The sequence below is a fragment of the Hymenobacter sp. NBH84 genome (assembly GCF_014217645.1).
Lineage (GTDB): Bacteria > Bacteroidota > Bacteroidia > Cytophagales > Hymenobacteraceae > Hymenobacter > Hymenobacter profundi.
In genome coordinates, this window is the sequence record NZ_CP043644.1 from 537,880 (window position 1) to 557,512 (window position 19,633).

The following is a 19,633-nucleotide window of genomic DNA, read 5'->3' on the forward strand; positions in this document are numbered from 1 at the left end:
AAAGTAGGAAGGACGAGAACTCCCCTCCTCAGCTGAGAAGGAGACGCTTTGGTGAAAGCCGAAGCGAAGGTGGTTGGCTTGTTGCTGATGTTGTTTATAAAGCAGTACTAACTATATAATTATCTGTTTGGCGCTTGCCTGTGCGACGTAACAACATCAGCAACGAGCCAACCACCCCAGTTGCGGCCAAAGCCGCAACATCTCCTCCTCAGCTGAGGAGGGGAGTGGTCGTTCTTATTTCTGCACGGCCACTTTATCGCCGGCTTTTATTTGTAGTATACCCGTCCGAATCAGCGAATCACCTACAGCCAAGCCGTCGGTGATTTCGATGAGCTTGGTGGAGCGGTTTCCGATTTTCACTTTGCGCGACTCCGCTTTCCCGTTCTTCACAACATATACTGTGTAGCCACTGGCATCTGGGATGACGGCTTCGGTCGGAATCTGCAAGGCCTCTGTGGTGGCGCCTAGTTCCAGATTAACCTTCACGAAGGCACCGGGCCGCAACTCGTCCTTTGTGTTGGGGTAAAGCGCCCGTACCTGCAAGGTGCGCGAAACAGGGTCAATCTGGGGATTGATGGCGTAAACTTTTGCCCGGTACTTTTGGGTAGTGCCTTCGTCGGTTACCACTACCGGGTCCCCTACCTTCACAGCGTTGGAAAAGCGGCTGGGCACGGCAAAATCAACCTTTACGGGTCGGATGCGGGAAAGCGTGGTAATCTGCGTACCAGGACTCACGTAGGTGCCCACGGTGGCAGTCGTCAGCCCCAGCACACCGCTGAAGGGTGCCCGCACGTAGGCTTTAGCCAAGGCAGCGCGTAGCGCTTGCTCATCGGCGCGGGCCGTGAGCAGCAAGTTGTTGGTCTGCTCGTATTCCTGGGCGCTGATGTACTCTTTTTCCAGCAGCGTACGTTGGCGCTTTTCCTGATCCTGGTAGAGCTTCAGGTTGAAAGCCTGCCGCTTCAAATTCGCCTGAATCTCGTCGGCATTGATGGTAAATAGCAGTTGGCCTTTCTTCACCGGCTGGCCTTCTTTGATGTTGAGGCTGGTAATCTTGCCCGAAATCTCGCTCTGAATCACTACCGACTCATCGGCCAGCACCGAGCCGGTGGCGGATACTATGTTGGAAAGGCTGGTGGCGGTTACCGGATATACCTGCACGGGAGTGCGGCTTGCCGTTTTACCACCCGCCGCTTTGCCGCCGCCTTTGCCACCCTTACCTCCGGCCTCAGGCGAAGGAAAGTAGTGATACTTCACAAAAACCAGCGCACCTACAACAGCCAGGGCAATGATAATTCCTAGAATTCGACGACCGGGGCTGGTTGTCGAGGTGGTTTCTACTTCCTCTCGCTCCTGCGTTTGCATGTAATTAAAGGCGTGATTACTAATACGTAAGCGTGAATGATGCCGGGCTGCAATCCATCACAACGACAGGTAAGGCATTAGAGTTTACGGAGAAATGGTTTACCTGACTTACCTGCCATTGCTAAGACACAAAAAAAGCCTGCGAGTTGCAGGCTTTATAAGCGAAAGGAGCGGTTTGCCTCGCTTTTCGGTGATATACTTTGTTGCCTACTCAGCTAATTTGGCGTCGTTATTTTCTCCGGCTCATGTGCTAGTGCAGCGCTACGAAGGGCAGACTACCTGTCTGGCTCTTACCGATAGAATAGATACTGCCTCGTACTTTTACAGCCGATGAACGTCCCCAAAAATCCAACCGAAGCCCAGCGCAATTTCTTTCAGGACGTGCACGAAGTGGTGCGCCTAGTGCCGCCCGGCCGCGTAACGACTTACGGCGCTATTGCCAACTACCTAGGTGCCCGCCACGGCGCGCGTATGGTAGGCTGGGCCATGATGGCCTCGCACACGGCCAGCCAGCGCGTGCCCGCGCATCGCGTTATCAACCGGCTGGGGTTGCTCACGGGGCGGCAGCACTTTGCTACCCCCACCGCCATGCAGGAAGCACTAGAGGTAGAAGGCGTGCAGGTGGTAGAAGACCAAGTGCAAAACTTCCGGGAGTTGTTTTGGGACCCGGCTACGGAGTTGGTATAGGTAAGGCTAAGGGTTACTTGGCCTGCTTTTTTGTGTCCTGCTCCTGCCGCAGCCGAATGCCTTTCACATTGAACTCGCCTACCTTATTGGTGACGGTGGTTAGAGGCGGCAGCGTAGGGTCGGTGGGTTGGCGACTGCACTCTAGGTACACGGGGGCCGCATTGGTGGGTAGCACTGTCAGGCAATAATCGGCACCGCCACTCACGCATACATGCGCTTCGTGTTGCTTGGTGCTCCAAGGTACAACTAGGTAGGCTGCGCCGCTGAGCGACCCAACGGGCTGGTCGTTGATGCTCACTGTAACGGGCGTCTTGTCGCCCCCGGCGCGTCGGTAAATAATAAGCTGCGTAGTGTCGGATGGCACGCGGCCAGCCGCCGATGGGGTAGGAAAATCATTCATAATGCGGCCGGTACGCATATTCACCTTGAAATGCATGGGCTTGCCACTGGTAGCGGCTGCGGCAATACCGGCCCCGATGAGGCCACCCGCTAAGGCAGCGGTATTCACGGCACCTGCATCGGCCGGCGAAAAACCGGTGAAGCCAAATCCGGCACCTTCGCGCTCCAAGGGGAAGAACCGACTGTTGTGCAGCACGTACAGGTGCTGCCCATCCGAGAAGCCCCATACGTTGCGCAGAGCTGTGCGCTGGCCGGTCTTTATATTCACCGTGTAGGGCAAGATTTCCGTAGTGCCCTTCCAGTTGGCCCCAGTGCGGGGCTTCCGCTCGACCACATACACGGTGGTGGTATCGGGCATGTTGTTGCGAAAAGCCAAGAAATCGGGGTAGATGCCTGCTTTCGGGGCAGTAGCGGTCAAGACGGGATATGTTTCTGCTTCGCCAACCTCCAACTCCTGCGGACGTTGTATTTGCTCCAGCGTAAGAGCCGGGCTAGCCGCCACCGCATCCCACTGCACAATTGCCAACTGGTTCAAACTCTGCTGAAAGGCCTGTGTGATATTGTTAGCATGATGAGCGGTAACCTCCACGCCACTGCTTTCGATGGTTTCGGCAGTACTCAATACCAAATGGTAGCCATCATCTAGCCGCAGCAAATACTCAAGAGCGACTTCAGCAAATGCCTTTTCGGAGAAAGCACCTGTGTGCTCGGATATAGCCAACTGCCGTATGCGCAGGAGCAAGAGGCGGTCGGTGGGGCGTTGGGGGAGCTGTTGAAGGAAGGTGGTCAGGTCGGCCTCTACGCCGTTGCGTAAGGCGGCCGTTGTGCGGGCGTTGGCCAGCCCACGCTGCACCCAGCCAATGCTGGCTTGCTGTGGCCGGGCGTCTATCACTTTCGCAATGTATGTGGTTCGCTCGGGTAGCGTAAGGGTATGACCGTTTAAGTCCACGAAATACGTTTGGGCCCTTGCCGAAAACGTACCTAGCAGGATTAAGAAAAAAATGAAGCCAGCTACGGAAAAGCGAAAACCGGAAAGAAATAAGCGGGTATAAAATTGTATTATAAGCACAACACCAAAGGAATGAAGCGGAAAATCAGATTGCGGTTATAAATTAAATAAGCAACTGGTAATAACCAAAACAGGGTGAGGTAGTTAGTAACGAACAACACCTGACCTGACTAGCTTTCCGAACCAGCATCTGCATGACCAAACAACGCATTGCCGTGGACATGGACGAAGTAATTGCCGACTCCATCGCCCGCTTCCAGGAGTGGTATCTCCGTGACTATAATATTGAACTGACCCTCGATCAGCTACAGGGCAAAAGCGCCTACCAAGCCGTAGCGCCGGAGCACCAGCCCATCATCCGCGACTACGTGAACCGGGAAGGTTTCTTTCGCGACCTACCTATCATCAAGGATAGCCAAGAGGTGCTACGTGCCCTATCGGAGCGCTACGAGCTGTTTATTGCCACGGCGGCCATGGAGTTTCCCAACTGCTTCCGCGACAAGTACGACTGGCTACAACAGCACTTCCCATTTATTTCGTGGCCCAACTACGTCTTCTGCGGCGACAAAAGCATCCTCAACGCCGACTACCTCATCGACGACAACGCCTATAACTTCGAGCGTTTTCGGGGTGAGGGTATTCTATTCAACGCCCCGCACAACATCCACGAAACCGGCTACCGCCGCGTGCACAGCTGGCAAGAGATAGGGGAGTTGCTGTTGTGAGGTAGGGTAGGGGGATGGGGTAGGAGATAAAAAGCAGAACGTCATTCCTCGGCAAGCTCGGAATGACGTTCTGCTATAGGATGCTTATACAACTTCCTACCCTACACCGAGGCCAACTGGGCCTTGATAGCGCGGCGGTAGCAATCCTCGTACAGCGGCACAATCTTGCCTACCTCAAACTCGGCGGCGCGGGCCAGGGCAGCGGCTTTGAAGCGGGGTAGGTTCTCGTCTTGCAGGATAAATAGCGCGTTCTTCACCATATCCTTTACGTCACCGATTTCGCTGACGGTGCCGGTCACGCCGTTGATGTTCAGCTCGGGAATGCCGCCGGCGTTGGTGCTCAGCACGGGCACTTCGCAGGCCATGGCTTCTAACGCAGCTAGTCCGAAGCTTTCCTTTTCCGAGGGCATCAGAAACAAATCCGTCACGCTTAGAACTTCCTCCACGGCTTCGAGCTTGCCTAGGAAACGCACGTCTTGGTGGTGCTCCAGCTCCCGCACAATTTTCTCGATGCGCGGGCGGTCGGGGCCGTCACCTACCAGCAGCAACTTAGCCGGAATTTGCTCACGCACGCCGGCAAAGATGCTTACCACGTCCTCCACGCGCTTCACCGAGCGGAAGTTGGACGTGTGCGTTAGCATCCGCTCGCCGTTGGGCGCGATGGCCGCCCGGAAGTGCTCTTTGTTTTGCTTCTTGAAGCGCTCCAGATTGATGAAGTTCGGAATCACCTCAATGTCCTTCTCGATGGCGAAATACTCGTAGGTCTCGCGCCGTAGGTCCGCCGAAACAGCTGTCACACCGTCGCTCTGGTTGATGCTGAACGTAACCACCGGCTCGTAGCTGGCGTCTTTGCCCACCAGCGTAATATCGGTGCCGTGCAGGGTAGTGACGACGGGCACCCGGATGCCGCGGGTGAGCAGAATTTGCTTGGCCATATAAGCCGCCGAAGCGTGCGGAATAGCGTAGTGCACGTGCAGCACGTCCAGGTTTTCGTTCTGCACAATGTCTACCATCTTGCTCGCCAGCGCTAGCTCGTAAGGTGGAAACTGAAACAGCGGGTAGGGCGGAATGTATACCTCGTGGTAAAACAGATTTTCGTTGAAAAAATCGAGGCGTACGGGCTGACTATAGGTGATGAAGTGTACCTTGTGGCCCTTGAGAGCCAGGGCTTTGCCCAGTTCGGTGGCAACTACGCCGGAGCCGCCGAAGGTGGGATAACAAACAATGCCGATGTTCATGAAAGTAGGGCGGGCAGAGGCGCAGAAAGTGCGCGGATGGTGGAAGGGGAGTCAGAAGAATAGAAACCGGGGACGCTGCAAGGTTGCAGACACAGCAAGCAAAACCGGCGGCCTACCACCTGAAACCAGGTGCCAGGCCGCCGGTGGCGGAGCTACTCAGAAGAAAATGCAATCAGCCAACAGCTCATGTCTTTTGCAGTGCTTTATAGATAACGTCGTGAATGCGTGTGCGAATGTTGTATTGCACCAGCTTGCGGTTGCTGGCGTCGGGGTACACGCGGTTAGAAAGAAAGATGTAGACGATTTTGTTTTCAGGATCAAGCCACACGCAGGTGCCCGTGAAGCCCGTATGCCCAAACGTGCTGGCCGGCGACAGGTTCGAGGTAGGCCCCGATTCCTTCTCAGGCGTGCCTTTGTCCCAGCCCAGCGCCCGACGATTACCGGCTACGCCACTGGTGCGCACAAAGTCTGTGACTACCGGCGTGCGGAAGTAGCGTGCGCCGCCGTAGTTGCCATTCTGCAAGTCCATCTGCATTAGAATAGCCAGGTCGTTGGCATTCGAAAACAAGCCCGCATGCCCCGCAATGCCGCCCACCAGCGCCGCCGATTGGTCGTGCACGTTGCCTTGCAATAGGCTGTGACGGTAGTAATTATCGTTTTCAGTGGGTGCGATGCACGATTTGGGGAAGCGGTTGAGCGGGTTGTACGTCATCGACCCCAACCCCAGCGGCTTGTAAAAGGTAGCGTCCAGGAAATTTTCGATGGGCTGCTTTAAGATTCGCTCGCACAAGTGCTTCATAATGATGAAGCTCAGATCACTATACTCTACTGGGTACTTACCCTTCACCTTGGGCAGCAACGACGAGTTGATGGTCCAGGCCCACACCGAGTCGGCGGCGGTTTTCACGCTGTACAGCTCGGGCGTGACTTCGTTGGGGTACTGTGCCGTGCTGGTAGTAGCGTAATAGGCAGGCTTGGGGCCGGCGCTGGTCACAGTTTTTTCCCAGGTGGCAATACCCGGTTTCAGGCCGGCTTGGTGCAGCAGCACGTCGCGCACCAGCATGTCGCGCTTGTTGCTGTTGCGCAGCTCGGGTAGGTAGGTCGAGAGCTTCGCATCGAGGTCGAGCTTGCCTTGGTCCTTCAGATACATCACCGCCTGCAAGGTGCCGGCTACTTTGGTTACGGAGGCCAGGTCGTAGAGCGTGCTGTTGTTCACGGGGTGCTCCTTGTCGTAGGTGTAGTAGCCGTAGCTTTTGTCGAATACCACGGCGCCGTTTTTGGCCACGAGTACCTGGCAACCAGGGGCAGCGGCGTAGGCTACGGTTTCAAGGGCAATGTTATCGATCTGAGCCATCACCTTCGAGTCGAGGCCTTCGCTTTCGGGGGTAGCGTAGCGCAGGCGGCGCAGGTCGGGGGTAGGCAGCCCTACACCCGCCTTCAAGGTAGGCGACACCGTAACGGGCAACTGCCCCTTGGCCGGCAACGCCCCAAAGAGCACCTGCGGCACCACTAGTTGCGAGGCGTAATTATCCTCGTAGCCGCACACCAGCGTACGGGCGTCTTCCAGAAATTTCAGCGAGTAGGCATTGCCCATGGCCACCACTACCACTTTCAGGCGCGGATTGGCTTGCAGGCGTTTCAGGAAGGTAAGGGTGCCGTCGCCCAGCCCGTAGTTGTGGGCGGGCGTATTGTTCATGTTGTGCAGGCTCACAACCACCGTGTTGTAGGGTGTGAGGCGCGTAAGTATCCGTTCGAAAGTGGAATCAGGCGCGTAGCGGTTGCTGATGGCATACACCGGCCCCGGCTGGTACTTGTTCATTGTTTCACCAAACACGCTACCCGGCTTCGTGCCGATGGTGATGGTGGCAATGCGCAACGTATCCAAGCGTTGCAAGGGCAGAAGGTCGTCCTGGTTTTTGGCTACCGTGGTGGCGTGTTCGTAGATCTGCTGCTGCACGGTGCGGGCTGCGGGGCGGTCCAGATTCTGCATCAGATCGGGCACGTTCACGGGCTGATAGCGGTTGAGGCCGGCCCAAAACTTGGCCCGCAAAATCTTGCGCACCCGCTGGTCGATGTCTTCCTGCTGAATGCGGCCGGCGGCCACGGCCTCCTTGATCTTTTGCAGGGCCACGGGCACGTCTTCCGAGAACAGCAGCACATCGTTGCCGGCCACCAGGGCCATGGCATCTACCTCGCCGGGCTTGTAGTAGCTGGTTACGCCCTTCATGTTGAGCGCATCCGTGAACACCAAGCCCTTGTAGTTCATTTTCTGCTTCAGCAAGCCCGTCACCAAATTAGGCGAAAGGGTAGCCGAAAGCGTGCGTACCGTATCAAACAGCGGCATATACAGGTGCCCTACCATCACGCCCATCACGCCCCGCTCAAAAGCCTTTTGAAAGGGGTAGAGGTCTACATTGGTGAGGCGGGCCATGTCGGTATTGATAACCGGCAGGGCCACGTGCGAGTCCGTATCCGTGTCGCCGTGGCCGGGAAAGTGCTTGGCCACAGCCATTACGCCGTGGTCCTGCAACCCACTAATATAGGCTAAGCCTGCCCTGGCCACCCGGTCTTTGTCTTCCCCAAACGAACGGTTGCCAATGACCGGGTTCAGAGGGTTCGAGTTCACGTCAATTACCGGCGAGAAGCTTACCTGCACACCCAACGTTTTGAGCATCAGGGCGATTTCGCGGCCCATTTGGTACACGTACCGGTCGTCGTCCATAGCGCCCAGGGTCATTTCCTTGGCGAAGTGCATGGTCGAGTCGAGGCGCATATCCAAGCCCCACTCGGCATCGAGGGCAATGAGCAGGGGCACTTTGGCCTCGGCTTGGTAGCGGTTGGTGAGGATGGCCTGCCGGCGCGGACCGCCCTGCAAAAACATTAGGCCGCCCACGTTGTAGTTCTTCACCAGAGCATCAATGCCCTGCACGTGGCGGCGGTCTTTATTGGAGTAAGCGGCCACCATAAACAGCTGACCCAGGCGCTGATCGGGGGTGAGTGAGTTGAACACGCTATCCACCCAGTTTTGCTCGGCCAGGGAGGTAGGGGCGGCTTCGCGAGCCGTGCGCGGGGCAGCCGCTGAAATCATCAGACCAATAAGCGCCACGAAAACCAGCAGAAGTCGAATGCGAAAATCCTTGAGCATGGGCGCCGTGGGGTGCGTCTGAAACAGGCGTAAAGTTGAAACCGAGCGGAAATAGCTCTACTTTTGTTATCCATCTGGACCAGCCAAACAGGCTTTTTTTGGGCCAGTTGCGTGCTGCTCAAGCTGCTGCAAAAAGCCGCGGTAGTCCGCTAGGGTAACGAAAGTTGACTACAAACTTACGGATAATTTCGCCGTGCCGGTTGTGGTCAAGCGCATGCCCATCTTCTTTTTAACTCGCAAACTCTTCTTCCCGCCCCGCGGTTTCTGAGGAATGGCAGATATCATCCAGTTGCTTCCCGAATACCTGGCCAACCAGATTGCCGCCGGCGAGGTGGTGCAGCGTCCGGCCTCGGTGGTGAAGGAACTGCTCGAAAACGCCGTGGACGCCGGCGCCACGCAAGTACAGCTCATCATCAAAGACGCCGGCAAACAGCTAGTACAGGTAGTCGACAATGGCCTGGGGATGTCGCCCACCGATGCGCGCATGAGCCTGGAGCGACACGCTACCAGCAAAATCCGCTCTACGGAAGACCTGTTCAAGATTCGGACGCTAGGCTTCCGGGGCGAGGCGCTGGCGAGTATTGCGGCCGTATCGCAGCTGGAATTGCGCACCAAGCCGCGCCAGCAGGAAACCGGCACACTCTTGCTGGTGGAAGGCTCTAGCATCAGCAGCCAGCAGCCCGTGGCCTGCCCCGATGGCACCAGTATCAGCGTGAAAAACCTGTTTTTCAACGTGCCTGCGCGACGCAACTTCCTCAAAAGCAACGCTGTGGAGATGCGCCATATTCTGGACGAGTTTCAGCACGTGGCGCTGGCTAATCCGCAGATTGGGTTTTCGCTGCACCAGAATGAGCTGGAGGTGTTCAACCTGCCGGCCGGCAAACTCAGCCAGCGCATCGTGGCGCTGCTGGGTAATGGCTATAAAGAGCAACTGGCGCAGGTGGAGGAGGTGACGCCCTTTCTGGCTGTGCGCGGCTACATCGGCAAGCCAGCGTCGGCCAAGAAGAGTAGGGGCGACCAATTTTTCTTCGTCAACAATCGCTTCATTCGCTCGGCCTACCTCAACCACGCCGTGCTGGCCGCCTACGAGGGTCTGCTCCCCCGCGACACCCACCCGTTCTACGTGCTGTTTCTGGAGCTGGACCCCAAGGCCATTGACATCAACGTGCACCCCACCAAGACGGAAATCAAGTTTGAGGACGAAAAGACCGTGTATGCCATCGTGCGTTCGGCGGTGAAGCAATCGTTGGGGATTCACAACATGGCGCCGTCGTTGGATTTTGAGGGCGACGTGAACTTCGCGCCCATCCAGCCCTTGCGCATGTCGCCGGCTACCCCCAGCACGCCCAACCGTTTCGACGACGCCCGCCGCCCCGATGCGCTAGCCGCTGCTGCTAGCGACGCCGCTAGTCAGGTGCGCCAGTCGACTTCCAAAACCGACAAAACAACCGACTACGAGCGGCCCCTACCCCCGCGCCCAACCGAGCAGGCCAAACGCGACTTGGAGGACTTTTATAAGTCGTTAGGCCAACTTTCGGCAGCCGATTTGGAGGGTGAGGCCCCTGTAGCACCCAAGCCCAGAGCGGGGGGTAGTGCAGCTTCTCCCGACATGGCTAATTTTCTGGCGGCTATGCCACCCAAAGCGCCGGCCCAGCCGCCCGTAGAGGCCAATCCTGAATTGCCCCTGCGCGAAACCGCCAACGGCCCCGGCAACCGCGTGCTGCAAGTGCACCAGCAGTATTTGCTGGTGCCCGTGAAATCGGGGGTGATGCTGATTGACCAGGTAGCGGCCCGCGAGCGGATTTTGTTTGAGCAGTATGCCCAAGCGTTGGAGCGCGAGGGCGGTGCGTCGCAGACGCTGCTGTTTCCGCGCACCGTCACGTTTTCGCCTCAGGATTTTGCGGTGCTGCGTGAGGTGACCGATGCCCTACACGCACTAGGCTTTCGCTTCACGGAGTTCGGCAAGTTTACGGTGGCCGTGGAAGGCATTCCGGCCGACGTGCCCGCCCGCGACGAGCAGGCGCTGTTGGAAGGTCTTATTGAGCAGTTCCGAACCCACGCCGGCCCCGTGAAGCTCGACCGGCGCGAGCAGGTAGCGCGGGCCCTGGCACGCCGCGTAGCCAGCAGCGCCGCCACCGCCCGCCTTTCCGACCTGGAGATGAACGCCCTGGCCGACCGCCTCTTCGCCTGCCAGGTGCCCGGCTACACACCCGATGGCCGCCGAACCCTGGTACTGCTAGAACTCAACCAGATTCAGGACTTTTTCCGTAAGCCGTAGGTCATGAATGAAACACGTTTGTCGTTATCTCAAATTCGCCTGTCATCCTGAGTGGAGCGAAGGACCTTATGCCCACAGAACGACTTGCGTAACAACGACTCGCTCTGCGGGCATAAGGTCCTTCGCTCCACTCAGGATGACAAATGCGTGTAAGATGACAGCATCTTCATTCAGCCTCTATCACTTCTCTACCCCGTTTAGATGTTCAACCTCACCCCGGCCGTCCGGAATATCCTGTTAATCAACGTACTGGTGTTTGTGGCGCAGCAGGTGCTCGGCGACCAAACGATTATGCTGGCGCTATTTCCGGTAGGCTCGCCCAATTATCAGCCGTGGCAGTTTCTGACCTACATGTTTATGCACGGCGGGTTCATGCACATTCTGTTCAACATGTTCGCGCTCATCAGCTTCGGGCCATTGTTGGAGATGCAGTGGGGTGCCAACCGCTTCCTGACGTTCTGGCTGATCTGCGGGGTAGGGGCCGGCGTGCTGTACTCCGGCGTGCGCTACTACGAGCTAGACAAGATGAATCAGGCACGGATGGAATTCCGCCAAGATCCTAGCTCCGGCAACTACGCCGATTTCTTCCGCACCTACCTGCCCGAAGCAGAAGGCTACCGGGAAAACGCTCGTATTCTGCAAGAAAGCCCTACCCCTGCCAATATTGCGCAGGCCACCGAAAACGTAGATGGGATTTACAACCAGAGTTTTAACGTGCCCATGTTGGGCGCGTCGGGGGCGGTTTTTGGGATTTTGATGGCGTTTGCCTACTTGTTCCCAAACACCGAGTTGATGCTGCTGTTCATTCCCTTTCCGATAAAGGCCAAGTACATGGTGTTCGGCTATGCGGCTTTTGAGCTAATCCAGGGCGTGTACCGTGTGCCAGGCGACACAGTGGCACACTTTGCCCACTTGGGCGGAATGTTGATAGGCTTCATTGTGTTGAAAATCTGGGAAAGGAGCCGCGGTCAGTTTTATTAACGCAAACGCAACAGCATAAGCTTTGGCCGACTTCGTACGTTTACCCAATGCTGCATACCTTACATGGCTACCGGCCGGGTTCGGCGCTTCTGCTTTTTCTTCTCTATGAGCATTTATAACGACATCCGGACTGCTTTCAACCGCCGCGACAACTCGCTGAATCAGTTGCTGCTGATTAATGTGTTGGTGTTTGTGGTCCTGCAACTGATTCGGGTAGTGATGTGGCTGAGCGGGCTGCCGTATTACAGCAGCGTTATCGAGCAGCTGGCCCTACCCTCCAACCTCTCGTGGCTGGCCTACCGCCCCTGGACGGTCCTGACCTATGCCTTTGTACACGAGGGCTTTCTGCATATTCTGTTCAACCTGCTGAACCTGTACTGGTTCGGGTCACTGATTCGAGAATATTTGGGTGAGCGGAAGGTGACGAGCCTATATATTCTGGGGGCACTAGCCGGCGCGGCGCTGTTTCTACTTGGGTACAATGTCATTCCCAAACTTCAGCAGCTAGGGCCAACTATTGTGCTAGGTGCCTCGGGTGCCGTGGTAGCCATTGTAGTAGCCGCCGCCACGCTGCTACCCAACTACGAGTTCAACTTGATTCTAATTGGTCCAGTACGTATCAAATACATTGCGGCGGTGCTGGTGCTGATTGCCCTTTTTGGCCTCGACGGTGGCAATACCGGCGGCGAAATGGCGCACATTGGCGGGGCCATTTTAGGATTCACGTTTATCAAGCAGCTACAAGCCGGCCGCGATATGGGCCGCCCCATCCTTGCTATCGGCGACTGGGTAGGGGGCTTGTTCTCGGGCCGTCCTAGCTTGCGCGTGTCGCACCGCAACCGCGCCACGGTGCCGCCTACTGCCAAAGCCCGCAAAGGCCCGGCCCAGCCCGAAGCCGACGATATCGACTCCATTCTGGACAAGATTTCGCGCTCCGGCTACGAAAGCCTCTCGAAAGAAGAAAAGCAGAAGCTGTTTCGGGCCAGTCAGCAGTAAAGCGGATTGCAGATACAACAGTTGGGCCGACCAGAACACACGTAGAAACGTGCTTTGGTCGGCCCAAATATTTGAATGGCAATACTGTGTCAGGCCTAGAGGCTATTTAAGCTAACTAATGAACTGTGTAGAGACGCATACTTGCGTCTCGTCGTCTGCGCCATCAGAGCGACCTTCGTTCAACGACGAGACGCAAGTATGTGTCTCTACACCGGCCTAGCACTCTTTTAGCTAATGCAAACAGCTTATTAGAGCGCCGAGGCCCCGAGCATGGGGAACAGGCGCTGGTGCCAGTAGGGGTAAGTAGGCGTGGTATCGCTCACGGCGTCAAGGCGGGCTACCTGCTCCGGTGTGAGGTTCCAGCCCGTAGCGGCCAGGTTCTGGCGCAGCTGTTCCTCGTTGCGGGCCCCCACAACGAGGTTCACGACAGTGGGGCGCTGCAACAGCCAGTTGAGGGCGACCTGAGCCACGGTTTTTTCGGTTTGGGCTGCTACCTCGTCCAACACGTCCACAATGGCAAACAGGCGCTCATCGGGCACCTGCGGACCTTGGCCGCCGCCCTGCGCCAGTCGGCTGCTCTCGGGCATGGGCTGGCCACGGCGGATTTTACCGCTCAGGAGTCCCGCCGACAAGGGGCTCCACACAAGGGTTCCTACCCCCTGGTCGATACCCAGCGGCATCAGCTCCCATTCAAACTCGCGGTGGAGTAGGGAGTAATACACCTGGTGCCCCACGTAGCGCGCCCACCCGTGCCGCTCCGACACGGACAAGGACTTCATCAGATGCCAGCCCGAAAAGTTGGAGCAGGCGATATAGCGTACTTTGCCGCTCTGCACTAGCATATCGAGCGTGCGCAGGGTTTCGTCTACCGGCGTGTGGGCATCAAAGCCGTGCATGTGGTAGATGTCGATGTAGTCGGTGCCCAAGCGGCGCAGCGAGTCTTCGCAGGCCCGCACCAGATGTTGGCGCGAGGAGCCGTAATCCTGCGGGCCTTCACCCGTGGGGAAGGTAGCCTTGGTGGAAATCAGCGTCTCGTGGCGGCGGCCTTCCAGCGCCTTGCCCAAAATTTCTTCTGCCACGCCCTGCGAGTACACGTTAGCCGTGTCGAACAGGTTGGCGCCGGCTTCCAGGCAAATATCAATAAGCTTCCGGGCTTCTTCTACCTGCGTATTGCCCCAGGACTTAAAGAATTCGGTGCTTCCTCCAAAGGTAGCCGTGCCAAAGCTCAAGACCGGAATGCGCAGGCCCGAAGCGCCTAACTGACGGTGTTCCATAAATGTGCAAGAATATGGGATGAGAAATACTGCATCTAGCGGCCGCCACTCAGGTGGCGTATCGCCCAGAACAACCAACCGGCTAGGCCGAAGTTTTGGTTGATGGCCTCAGCAACAAAATCAACGGGCCGCCCTGCATACGCAGAGCGGCCCGTTGTTGGGGTAGTGTGCCGAATACTGTTAGGCGTTAGTCTGGCTCATCTTATCCAGCGCGTCCATCACTTCTTTCACGTGGCCTCGGGAGGTTTCCAGCAGGGCTTTTTCCTCGTCGTTGAGTTGCAACTCAATCACCTTTTCAATGCCGTTTTTGCCGAGAATAACCGGCGCGCCCAGGTACACACCGTCGATGCCGTATTCGCCTTCCAGCTTGATGCACACCGGGAATACGCGGCGCTGGTCGCGCACAATAGCTTCTACCATCTGAGCCGCCGCCGCGCCGGGCGCGTACCAGGCCGAAGTGCCCATAAGCTTCACCAGCTCGCCGCCGCCCTTGGCCGTGCGGTCTACGATGGCGTCAAGAGTCTCTTTATCTAGTAGTTCCGTAACGGGAATGCCGCCTACCGTGGTGTAGCGGGGTAGGGGTACCATGGTGTCGCCGTGGCCGCCCATCAGCACCGCCTGAATATCCTTCGGACTCACATTCAACGCTTCGGCCAGGAAAGCGCGGTAGCGGGCCGTGTCTAGGATGCCGGCCATGCCGAACACCTTCGTGCGGTCCAAGCCGGAGGTGAGGTGGGCCTGGTAGGTCATCACGTCGAGCGGGTTGCTCACGATGATGATGATGGCGTTGGGCGAGTATTTTACTACCTGCTCCGTCACCGATTTCACGATGCCGGCGTTGGTCGAAATCAGGTCGTCGCGGCTCATGCCGGGCTTGCGGGGTAGGCCGGAGGTAATTACCACCACGTCGGAGTCGGCGGTGCGCGAGTAGTCGCCGGTTACACCCACAGTGCGGGTATCGTAGCCAATAATGGGGGCTTTCTGCCAGATATCAAGCGCCTTGCCTTCAGCGAAGCCTTCCTTGATATCAACCAGTACTACTTCGTTGGCAATTTCGCGGGTGGCAAGTACATCGGCGCAGGTTGCGCCCACGTTGCCAGCCCCAACTACAGTAACTTTCATCAGTGAATACGTTGAGTGGGTAGGAAATGCGATACGCGTAAATGTAACCGAAAACCCCGAAGGCTGCGCAGTAACGACAGATATTGGCCGAAATCGTGTTGCGTTTCGGCAAGCGTCAGCAACGATGAGCGTGTGCCACGCGCCCCTACATCCGCTGTACTGCCAGCACGCTCTGGGTTTCCTCCGTCACCTTAAACCGCTCGTCGGGCCGCAGGCCAATCACCCAGGCAATCTTACCGTCGCCGGATACCAGCACGCGCACGTCGTCCTTCAGGTTTAGAGGAATTTTTTGGTCAATCAGGAAATCCGAGAGCTTCTTTTTGCCTTTCATGCCGATAGGCATAAACCAGTCGCCCTCTTGCCAGCGGCGCACCACGAGCGGAAACTTCAGCTTATCCGCATCTAGGGCTGCCTGGTTTTTGGCGCGGGGTAGGGCAAAGTCCTCGGCCTCGTGCAGCACCAGCCGCAGGTGCAGCCCGTCGATTTTCAGTGTTTCCTGTCCGGCTGCAATCTGGTGCGTGCCAAAGTTGCCCAGGTTGCGGCGCGTAATCACTAGTTGCTCGCGGTCCTTCACTAGGCGGTGGGTAGGCGAGTCGAATTGCCGGCCTGGCTCGGCGCCGAACGCCGCCACAATATCTTTCACCACGAGGTAGGAAAACCCAAACGGCCGCAGCAGCTCGTGCAGCACCAGCGCCGTGGCCGCCGTTTTCCGCAGCGTGTCGATACGCAGGTAGGTTACCTCGTTTTCGGTGTGCTGGGCTTCAGCGGCCGTGTCTTGCACGTAGCGACGCACGATTTCCTCGGCGCCGCCTACCCGCTCGGCGGTGATTTGCAGGGTTTGGTCGAGGTTGGGGTTGATGTCGCGCAGCACCGGCAGCACCTCCTGGCGCAGGCGGTTGCGCTGGTACACGGGCGAGTCGTTGCTGGCGTCTTCGCGCCAGATCAGGCGGTTTTCCACTAAGTAGTCGAACAGCGCGGGCTTGTCGATGGGTAGGAGGGGGCGCACTACGTGGCCGCTCTTGGCCGGAATGCCATGTAAACCCGCCAGGCCCGTGCCGTGCGTGAGGTTGAGCAGCATGGTTTCGGCGGCGTCGCGCTGGTGGTGAGCCGTGGCGATGCAGGCATATCCCTCGCGCTGCCGCACCTGCTCAAACCATGCGTAACGCAGGGCGCGGGCGGCCATCTGCGTCGAAATGCCTTCCTGCTGGGCAAAAGTCTTGGTCTGGAAAAACTCTGCGAAGTAGGGCGCTTCGTACTGCTTAGCCAGCTTACGCACAAATTGTTCGTCGGCGTCGGCCTCGTCGCCGCGCAGGCCGAAGTGGCAGTGCGCCACCGCTATCTGTACGCCCAGGCGGTGCAGCACATCGAGTAGGACTACCGAGTCCTGCCCACCGCTCACGGCTACGAGCACGATATCGGTGGTAGGGGAGAAGAGGTCGTTATCGAGAATGAATTGGCGAATCTGGTCGAGCATGAGGTAGGGTGTAGGGGCGTCATGGCATCTTATAAGTCTGTCATCCTGAGCGGAGCGAAGGACCTTATCACGTCGAACGATAATCGTTGTTATGACTCGTTCGACGTGATAAGGTCCTTCGCTCCGCTCAGGATGACAGATGGAGCAGTATGACGTTCTAATAGGAACAACAAAAAAGCACTATTCTGCAAAGATGACCGTTAGCAACCGACCTTCCGTACCTTTGCGCCGAAATGTCGTTCCCGAAATCCGTTTTTCTCTTTTTTCTGCTGTTGGCGCCCCTTTTTAGCTGGGCGCAACGCCCGGCAACACCGGCTGCCAAGCCCGTTACTACCGGCAAGAACCCGCCCGTAGAGCTGCTAGGTACCGATGAGTTTGTGGGCGGCGAGTTCAACGGCGTTAAAATCCGTAAGCTGCTGGGTAACGTACGCTTCAAGCAGGGCACCACGTTGCTATTTTGCGATTCGGCTTACCAGTATCTCGAGCGCAATACCATAGATGCGTTCAGCAACGTGCGCATCGTGCAGAATGACACCGTGACCATCACCGGCGACAAAGGTTTCTACGACGGCAACGCCCGCACGGCTCGCATGACCGGCAACGTGGTGATGCGCGACCCGCGCATGACACTCACCACCAGCCTGCTAGACTACGACTTAACTAAAAATCTGGCTTACTACAGCACCGGCGGCCACCTCCAAGACCCCGAAAACACGCTCGATAGTCAGTTTGGCTATTACAACACGGACAGTAAAGTGTTCAGCTTTCGGCGCAACGTGCACGTGGTCACGAAAAGCAACGAGATACGCAGCGACACCTTGCAGTACAATACCCTATCGAAGGTGGTGTACTTCTTTGGTCCTACCCGCATCATCGATAAGTTGAACCGCACGCTCTATGCCGAAAACGGTACGTACAATACTCTGACGAAAGTAGCTGACTTTCAGAAGAATGCTAAAATAGAAACGCCCGACTACCTGCTGGGCGGCGATAAGCTGGTGTACGACGAAAACACTAGCTACGGCATTGCCACTGGCCACGTCTCGATGACCTCCAAAAAGGACAACCTCGTGATTCGGGGTGATGTGGGGCGCTACTGGCGGGCGCTGGGCAAAGCCAAGGTGTACGGCTCACCCGTGATGCGCAATATCTCCGGCAAGGACACGCTCTACGTAGCGGGTGATACGCTGATCAGCGTGGAAGGTAGGCCAGCCCCGCCGCCGCCATCCAAGCCTAAACCCGGCATTCGTTTTCAAACCACAGCGCCGCTGCCGCCTACTCAAAAGCAACTCAATGCTAGTGTGTTGTATGTCTACCCCAGGGCCAAGATCTTCCGTAACGACTTGCAAGGCGCCTGCGACTCGCTGACCTACGACCGGCAGGATTCGGTTATCTACCTCAACAAGAAACCTATTCTGTGGCAGGAGCAAAACCAGCTCACCTCCGATAGTATGGAAATCAGGCTGCGCAACGGCAAAATTGACCAGATGCGCCTGTATGCCAATGCATTCAGTATTGCCGAAGACACCCTGCTGAACTATAATCAAGTGAAGGGCCGCAACATGGTGGCCTACTTTGCGGACAGCAAACTGAAAAAAATTACGGTGCTTGGCAACGCCGAGAGCCTCTACTTTGCTCTTGATGGTGATACCGCCCTCACGGGCATGAACAAAGCGGTAGGTGCCTCCATGGCCCTGCGCTTCACGGAGGGTAAAAAAGCTCCCAAAGTCACCTACTACACCAACCCCGATGCTAGTTTCATTCCGCCCCATGAGCTAAAAGACGAGGACCGCAAGCTGAAAGGTTTTCAGTGGCGCGCCACGGAACGGCCTACCCGCCAGCAAGTGTTAGGGCGGCAGTTTGGGAAGCCCGCCAAGCCCAAAGCAAAAGCGAAGTCCAAATCTAAGAAACAGAAAACTGCGCCGAAGGCCCGGCCCGTTGCTCCAAACCGTAAAGCGCCGGTAGCCACCGGCAAGCCAGCTTCCCGGTAAGTATCTCGCCCTGTGCTGCCTTTGATTCGGGCGGCTAATCCGTTATCTTTGCGTTCTTCATGCTATCCATGTCTGTGTTTCGCCCTACCGCCTTCTTTGTTCTGCTTCTGAGCGCTTTGCTGCTCGGCTCGTGCAGCGGCTACCAAAAGCTGCTCAAGAGCAACGACGTGAACAAAAAATACGAAGCCGCCATCAAGTACTACAACGAGGGTGACTACTTCAAGGCCGGCACGCTGCTGGAAGAACTGCAACCCCTGCTGAAAGGCCGCCCAGAGGCAGAAAAGGCTCAATTCTACTTCGCCAATACGAACTTCAAGCAGAGCAACTACGTGCTGAGCGCGTATTACTTCAAGTCGTTCTACGAAACATACCCCAACTCGCAGTACGCCGAGGAAGCTATGTTTTTGCATGCCAAGTCGCTGTTTCGTGACTCGCCCGAGTACGAGCTGGACCAGACCAACACGCTGTCGGCCAACGAGAGCATCCAGGAATTCCTGAACCGCTACCCCGAAAGCACATTCCGCCCCGAGGTGGAAAATATGTCGCAGGAGTTGCAGAAGAAGTTGGAAAACAAAGCGTTTCAGGGTGCTAAGCTGTACCAACAGCTGCGCTATTACCAATCGGCAGTGGTGGCGTTGGGCAACTTTCAACAGCAGTACCCCGGTTCGGTATATAGTGAGGACGCAGCTTACCTGAAGTTGGAATCACAATTCAACCTGGCCAAGGAAAGCGTGGAAAACAAGCAGCGCGAACGGTACCTGGAGGCCGTAGCCTTTTACCAACAATTCATCGACGCCTACCCTAGTAGCCGCAACCTCAAGAGCGCCGAGAATATGTATGACTTCGCGCAAAAAGAGCTGGTTCGGCTGAAACCCACCGAGAAAACGGCGGCTTCAGCTTCCACCAACTAGGCAGCGCCCACCCCAAAAGAAATTTTCCAGATTCTGAAGAT

At 56.9% G+C, this 19,633-nt stretch carries 14 protein-coding genes; 7 read left to right on the forward strand and 7 right to left on the reverse strand.

The features are described from left to right. Positions 1-234 precede the first annotated feature (234 nt). Positions 235-1,362, reverse strand: a complete 1,128-nt coding sequence (locus tag F1C16_RS02245; RefSeq protein ID WP_185282762.1) for an efflux RND transporter periplasmic adaptor subunit — start codon at positions 1,360-1,362, stop codon at positions 235-237. A 330-nt stretch (positions 1,363-1,692) separates the two neighbouring features. Between F1C16_RS02245 and F1C16_RS02250 the strand changes: the two genes are divergently transcribed. Continuing rightward, a complete protein-coding gene (locus F1C16_RS02250) occupies positions 1,693-2,049 on the forward strand; it encodes an MGMT family protein (RefSeq protein WP_185282763.1) in 357 nt (118 codons plus the stop codon). A gap of 13 nt (positions 2,050-2,062) precedes the next feature. Here F1C16_RS02250 and F1C16_RS02255 read toward each other — a convergent pair whose 3' ends face one another. Continuing rightward, positions 2,063-3,397 (reverse strand): hypothetical protein, encoded by a 1,335-nt coding sequence (locus tag F1C16_RS02255; protein ID WP_185282764.1) that lies wholly within the window; start codon positions 3,395-3,397, stop codon positions 2,063-2,065. A 254-nt stretch (positions 3,398-3,651) separates the two neighbouring features. Between F1C16_RS02255 and F1C16_RS02260 the strand changes: the two genes are divergently transcribed. Beyond that, positions 3,652-4,182 carry a 5'(3')-deoxyribonucleotidase gene (locus tag F1C16_RS02260; protein ID WP_185282765.1) on the forward strand — a complete coding sequence of 177 codons (531 nt, stop codon included), beginning with the start codon at positions 3,652-3,654 and terminating at the stop codon, positions 4,180-4,182. A 101-nt stretch (positions 4,183-4,283) separates the two neighbouring features. Here the strand turns inward: F1C16_RS02260 and bshA are convergent, their stop codons facing one another. Both bshA and F1C16_RS02270 read right to left on the reverse strand, forming a co-directional pair. Next, positions 4,284-5,420: an N-acetyl-alpha-D-glucosaminyl L-malate synthase BshA gene (gene bshA, locus F1C16_RS02265; protein ID WP_185282766.1), complete on the reverse strand. Its 1,137-nt coding sequence runs from the start codon at positions 5,418-5,420 to the stop codon at positions 4,284-4,286. A 184-nt stretch (positions 5,421-5,604) separates the two neighbouring features. Then, positions 5,605-8,565, reverse strand: coding sequence for a glycoside hydrolase family 3 N-terminal domain-containing protein (locus F1C16_RS02270; protein WP_185282767.1), 2,961 nt, complete (start codon positions 8,563-8,565; stop codon positions 5,605-5,607). 271 nt (positions 8,566-8,836) lie between these two features. Between F1C16_RS02270 and mutL the strand changes: the two genes are divergently transcribed. From mutL to F1C16_RS02285, 3 genes are all read left to right on the forward strand, one after another. Continuing rightward, complete coding sequence (gene mutL, locus F1C16_RS02275) at positions 8,837-10,843, forward strand: DNA mismatch repair endonuclease MutL (protein WP_185282768.1); 2,007 nt, start codon at positions 8,837-8,839, stop codon at positions 10,841-10,843. A 201-nt stretch (positions 10,844-11,044) separates the two neighbouring features. After that, a complete protein-coding gene (locus tag F1C16_RS02280; RefSeq protein WP_185282769.1) occupies positions 11,045-11,824 on the forward strand; it encodes a rhomboid family intramembrane serine protease in 780 nt (259 codons plus the stop codon). Positions 11,825-11,929: 105 nt separating this feature from the next. Next, complete coding sequence (locus F1C16_RS02285) at positions 11,930-12,820, forward strand: rhomboid family intramembrane serine protease (RefSeq protein WP_185282770.1); 891 nt, start codon at positions 11,930-11,932, stop codon at positions 12,818-12,820. A gap of 248 nt (positions 12,821-13,068) precedes the next feature. On the opposite strand, the gene F1C16_RS02290 is transcribed toward F1C16_RS02285, so the two are convergent. From F1C16_RS02290 to tilS, 3 genes are all read right to left on the reverse strand, one after another. Continuing rightward, entirely contained in the window at positions 13,069-14,094 is a 1,026-nt protein-coding gene (locus tag F1C16_RS02290) for an aldo/keto reductase (RefSeq protein ID WP_185282771.1), read from the reverse strand. A gap of 180 nt (positions 14,095-14,274) precedes the next feature. After that, a complete protein-coding gene (gene mdh / locus F1C16_RS02295) occupies positions 14,275-15,216 on the reverse strand; it encodes a malate dehydrogenase (protein ID WP_185282772.1) in 942 nt (313 codons plus the stop codon). Between the two features lie 145 nt (positions 15,217-15,361). Then, positions 15,362-16,690 (reverse strand): tRNA lysidine(34) synthetase TilS, encoded by a 1,329-nt coding sequence (tilS, locus tag F1C16_RS02300; RefSeq protein ID WP_185282773.1) that lies wholly within the window; start codon positions 16,688-16,690, stop codon positions 15,362-15,364. Between the two features lie 233 nt (positions 16,691-16,923). Here tilS and F1C16_RS02305 point away from each other — a divergent pair, with 233 nt between their 5' ends. Both F1C16_RS02305 and F1C16_RS02310 read left to right on the forward strand, forming a co-directional pair. Further along, positions 16,924-18,681, forward strand: a complete 1,758-nt coding sequence (locus F1C16_RS02305) for an OstA-like protein (RefSeq protein WP_185282774.1) — start codon at positions 16,924-16,926, stop codon at positions 18,679-18,681. A gap of 59 nt (positions 18,682-18,740) precedes the next feature. Beyond that, complete coding sequence (locus F1C16_RS02310) at positions 18,741-19,592, forward strand: outer membrane protein assembly factor BamD (protein ID WP_258048997.1); 852 nt, start codon at positions 18,741-18,743, stop codon at positions 19,590-19,592. Positions 19,593-19,633 lie beyond the last annotated feature (41 nt).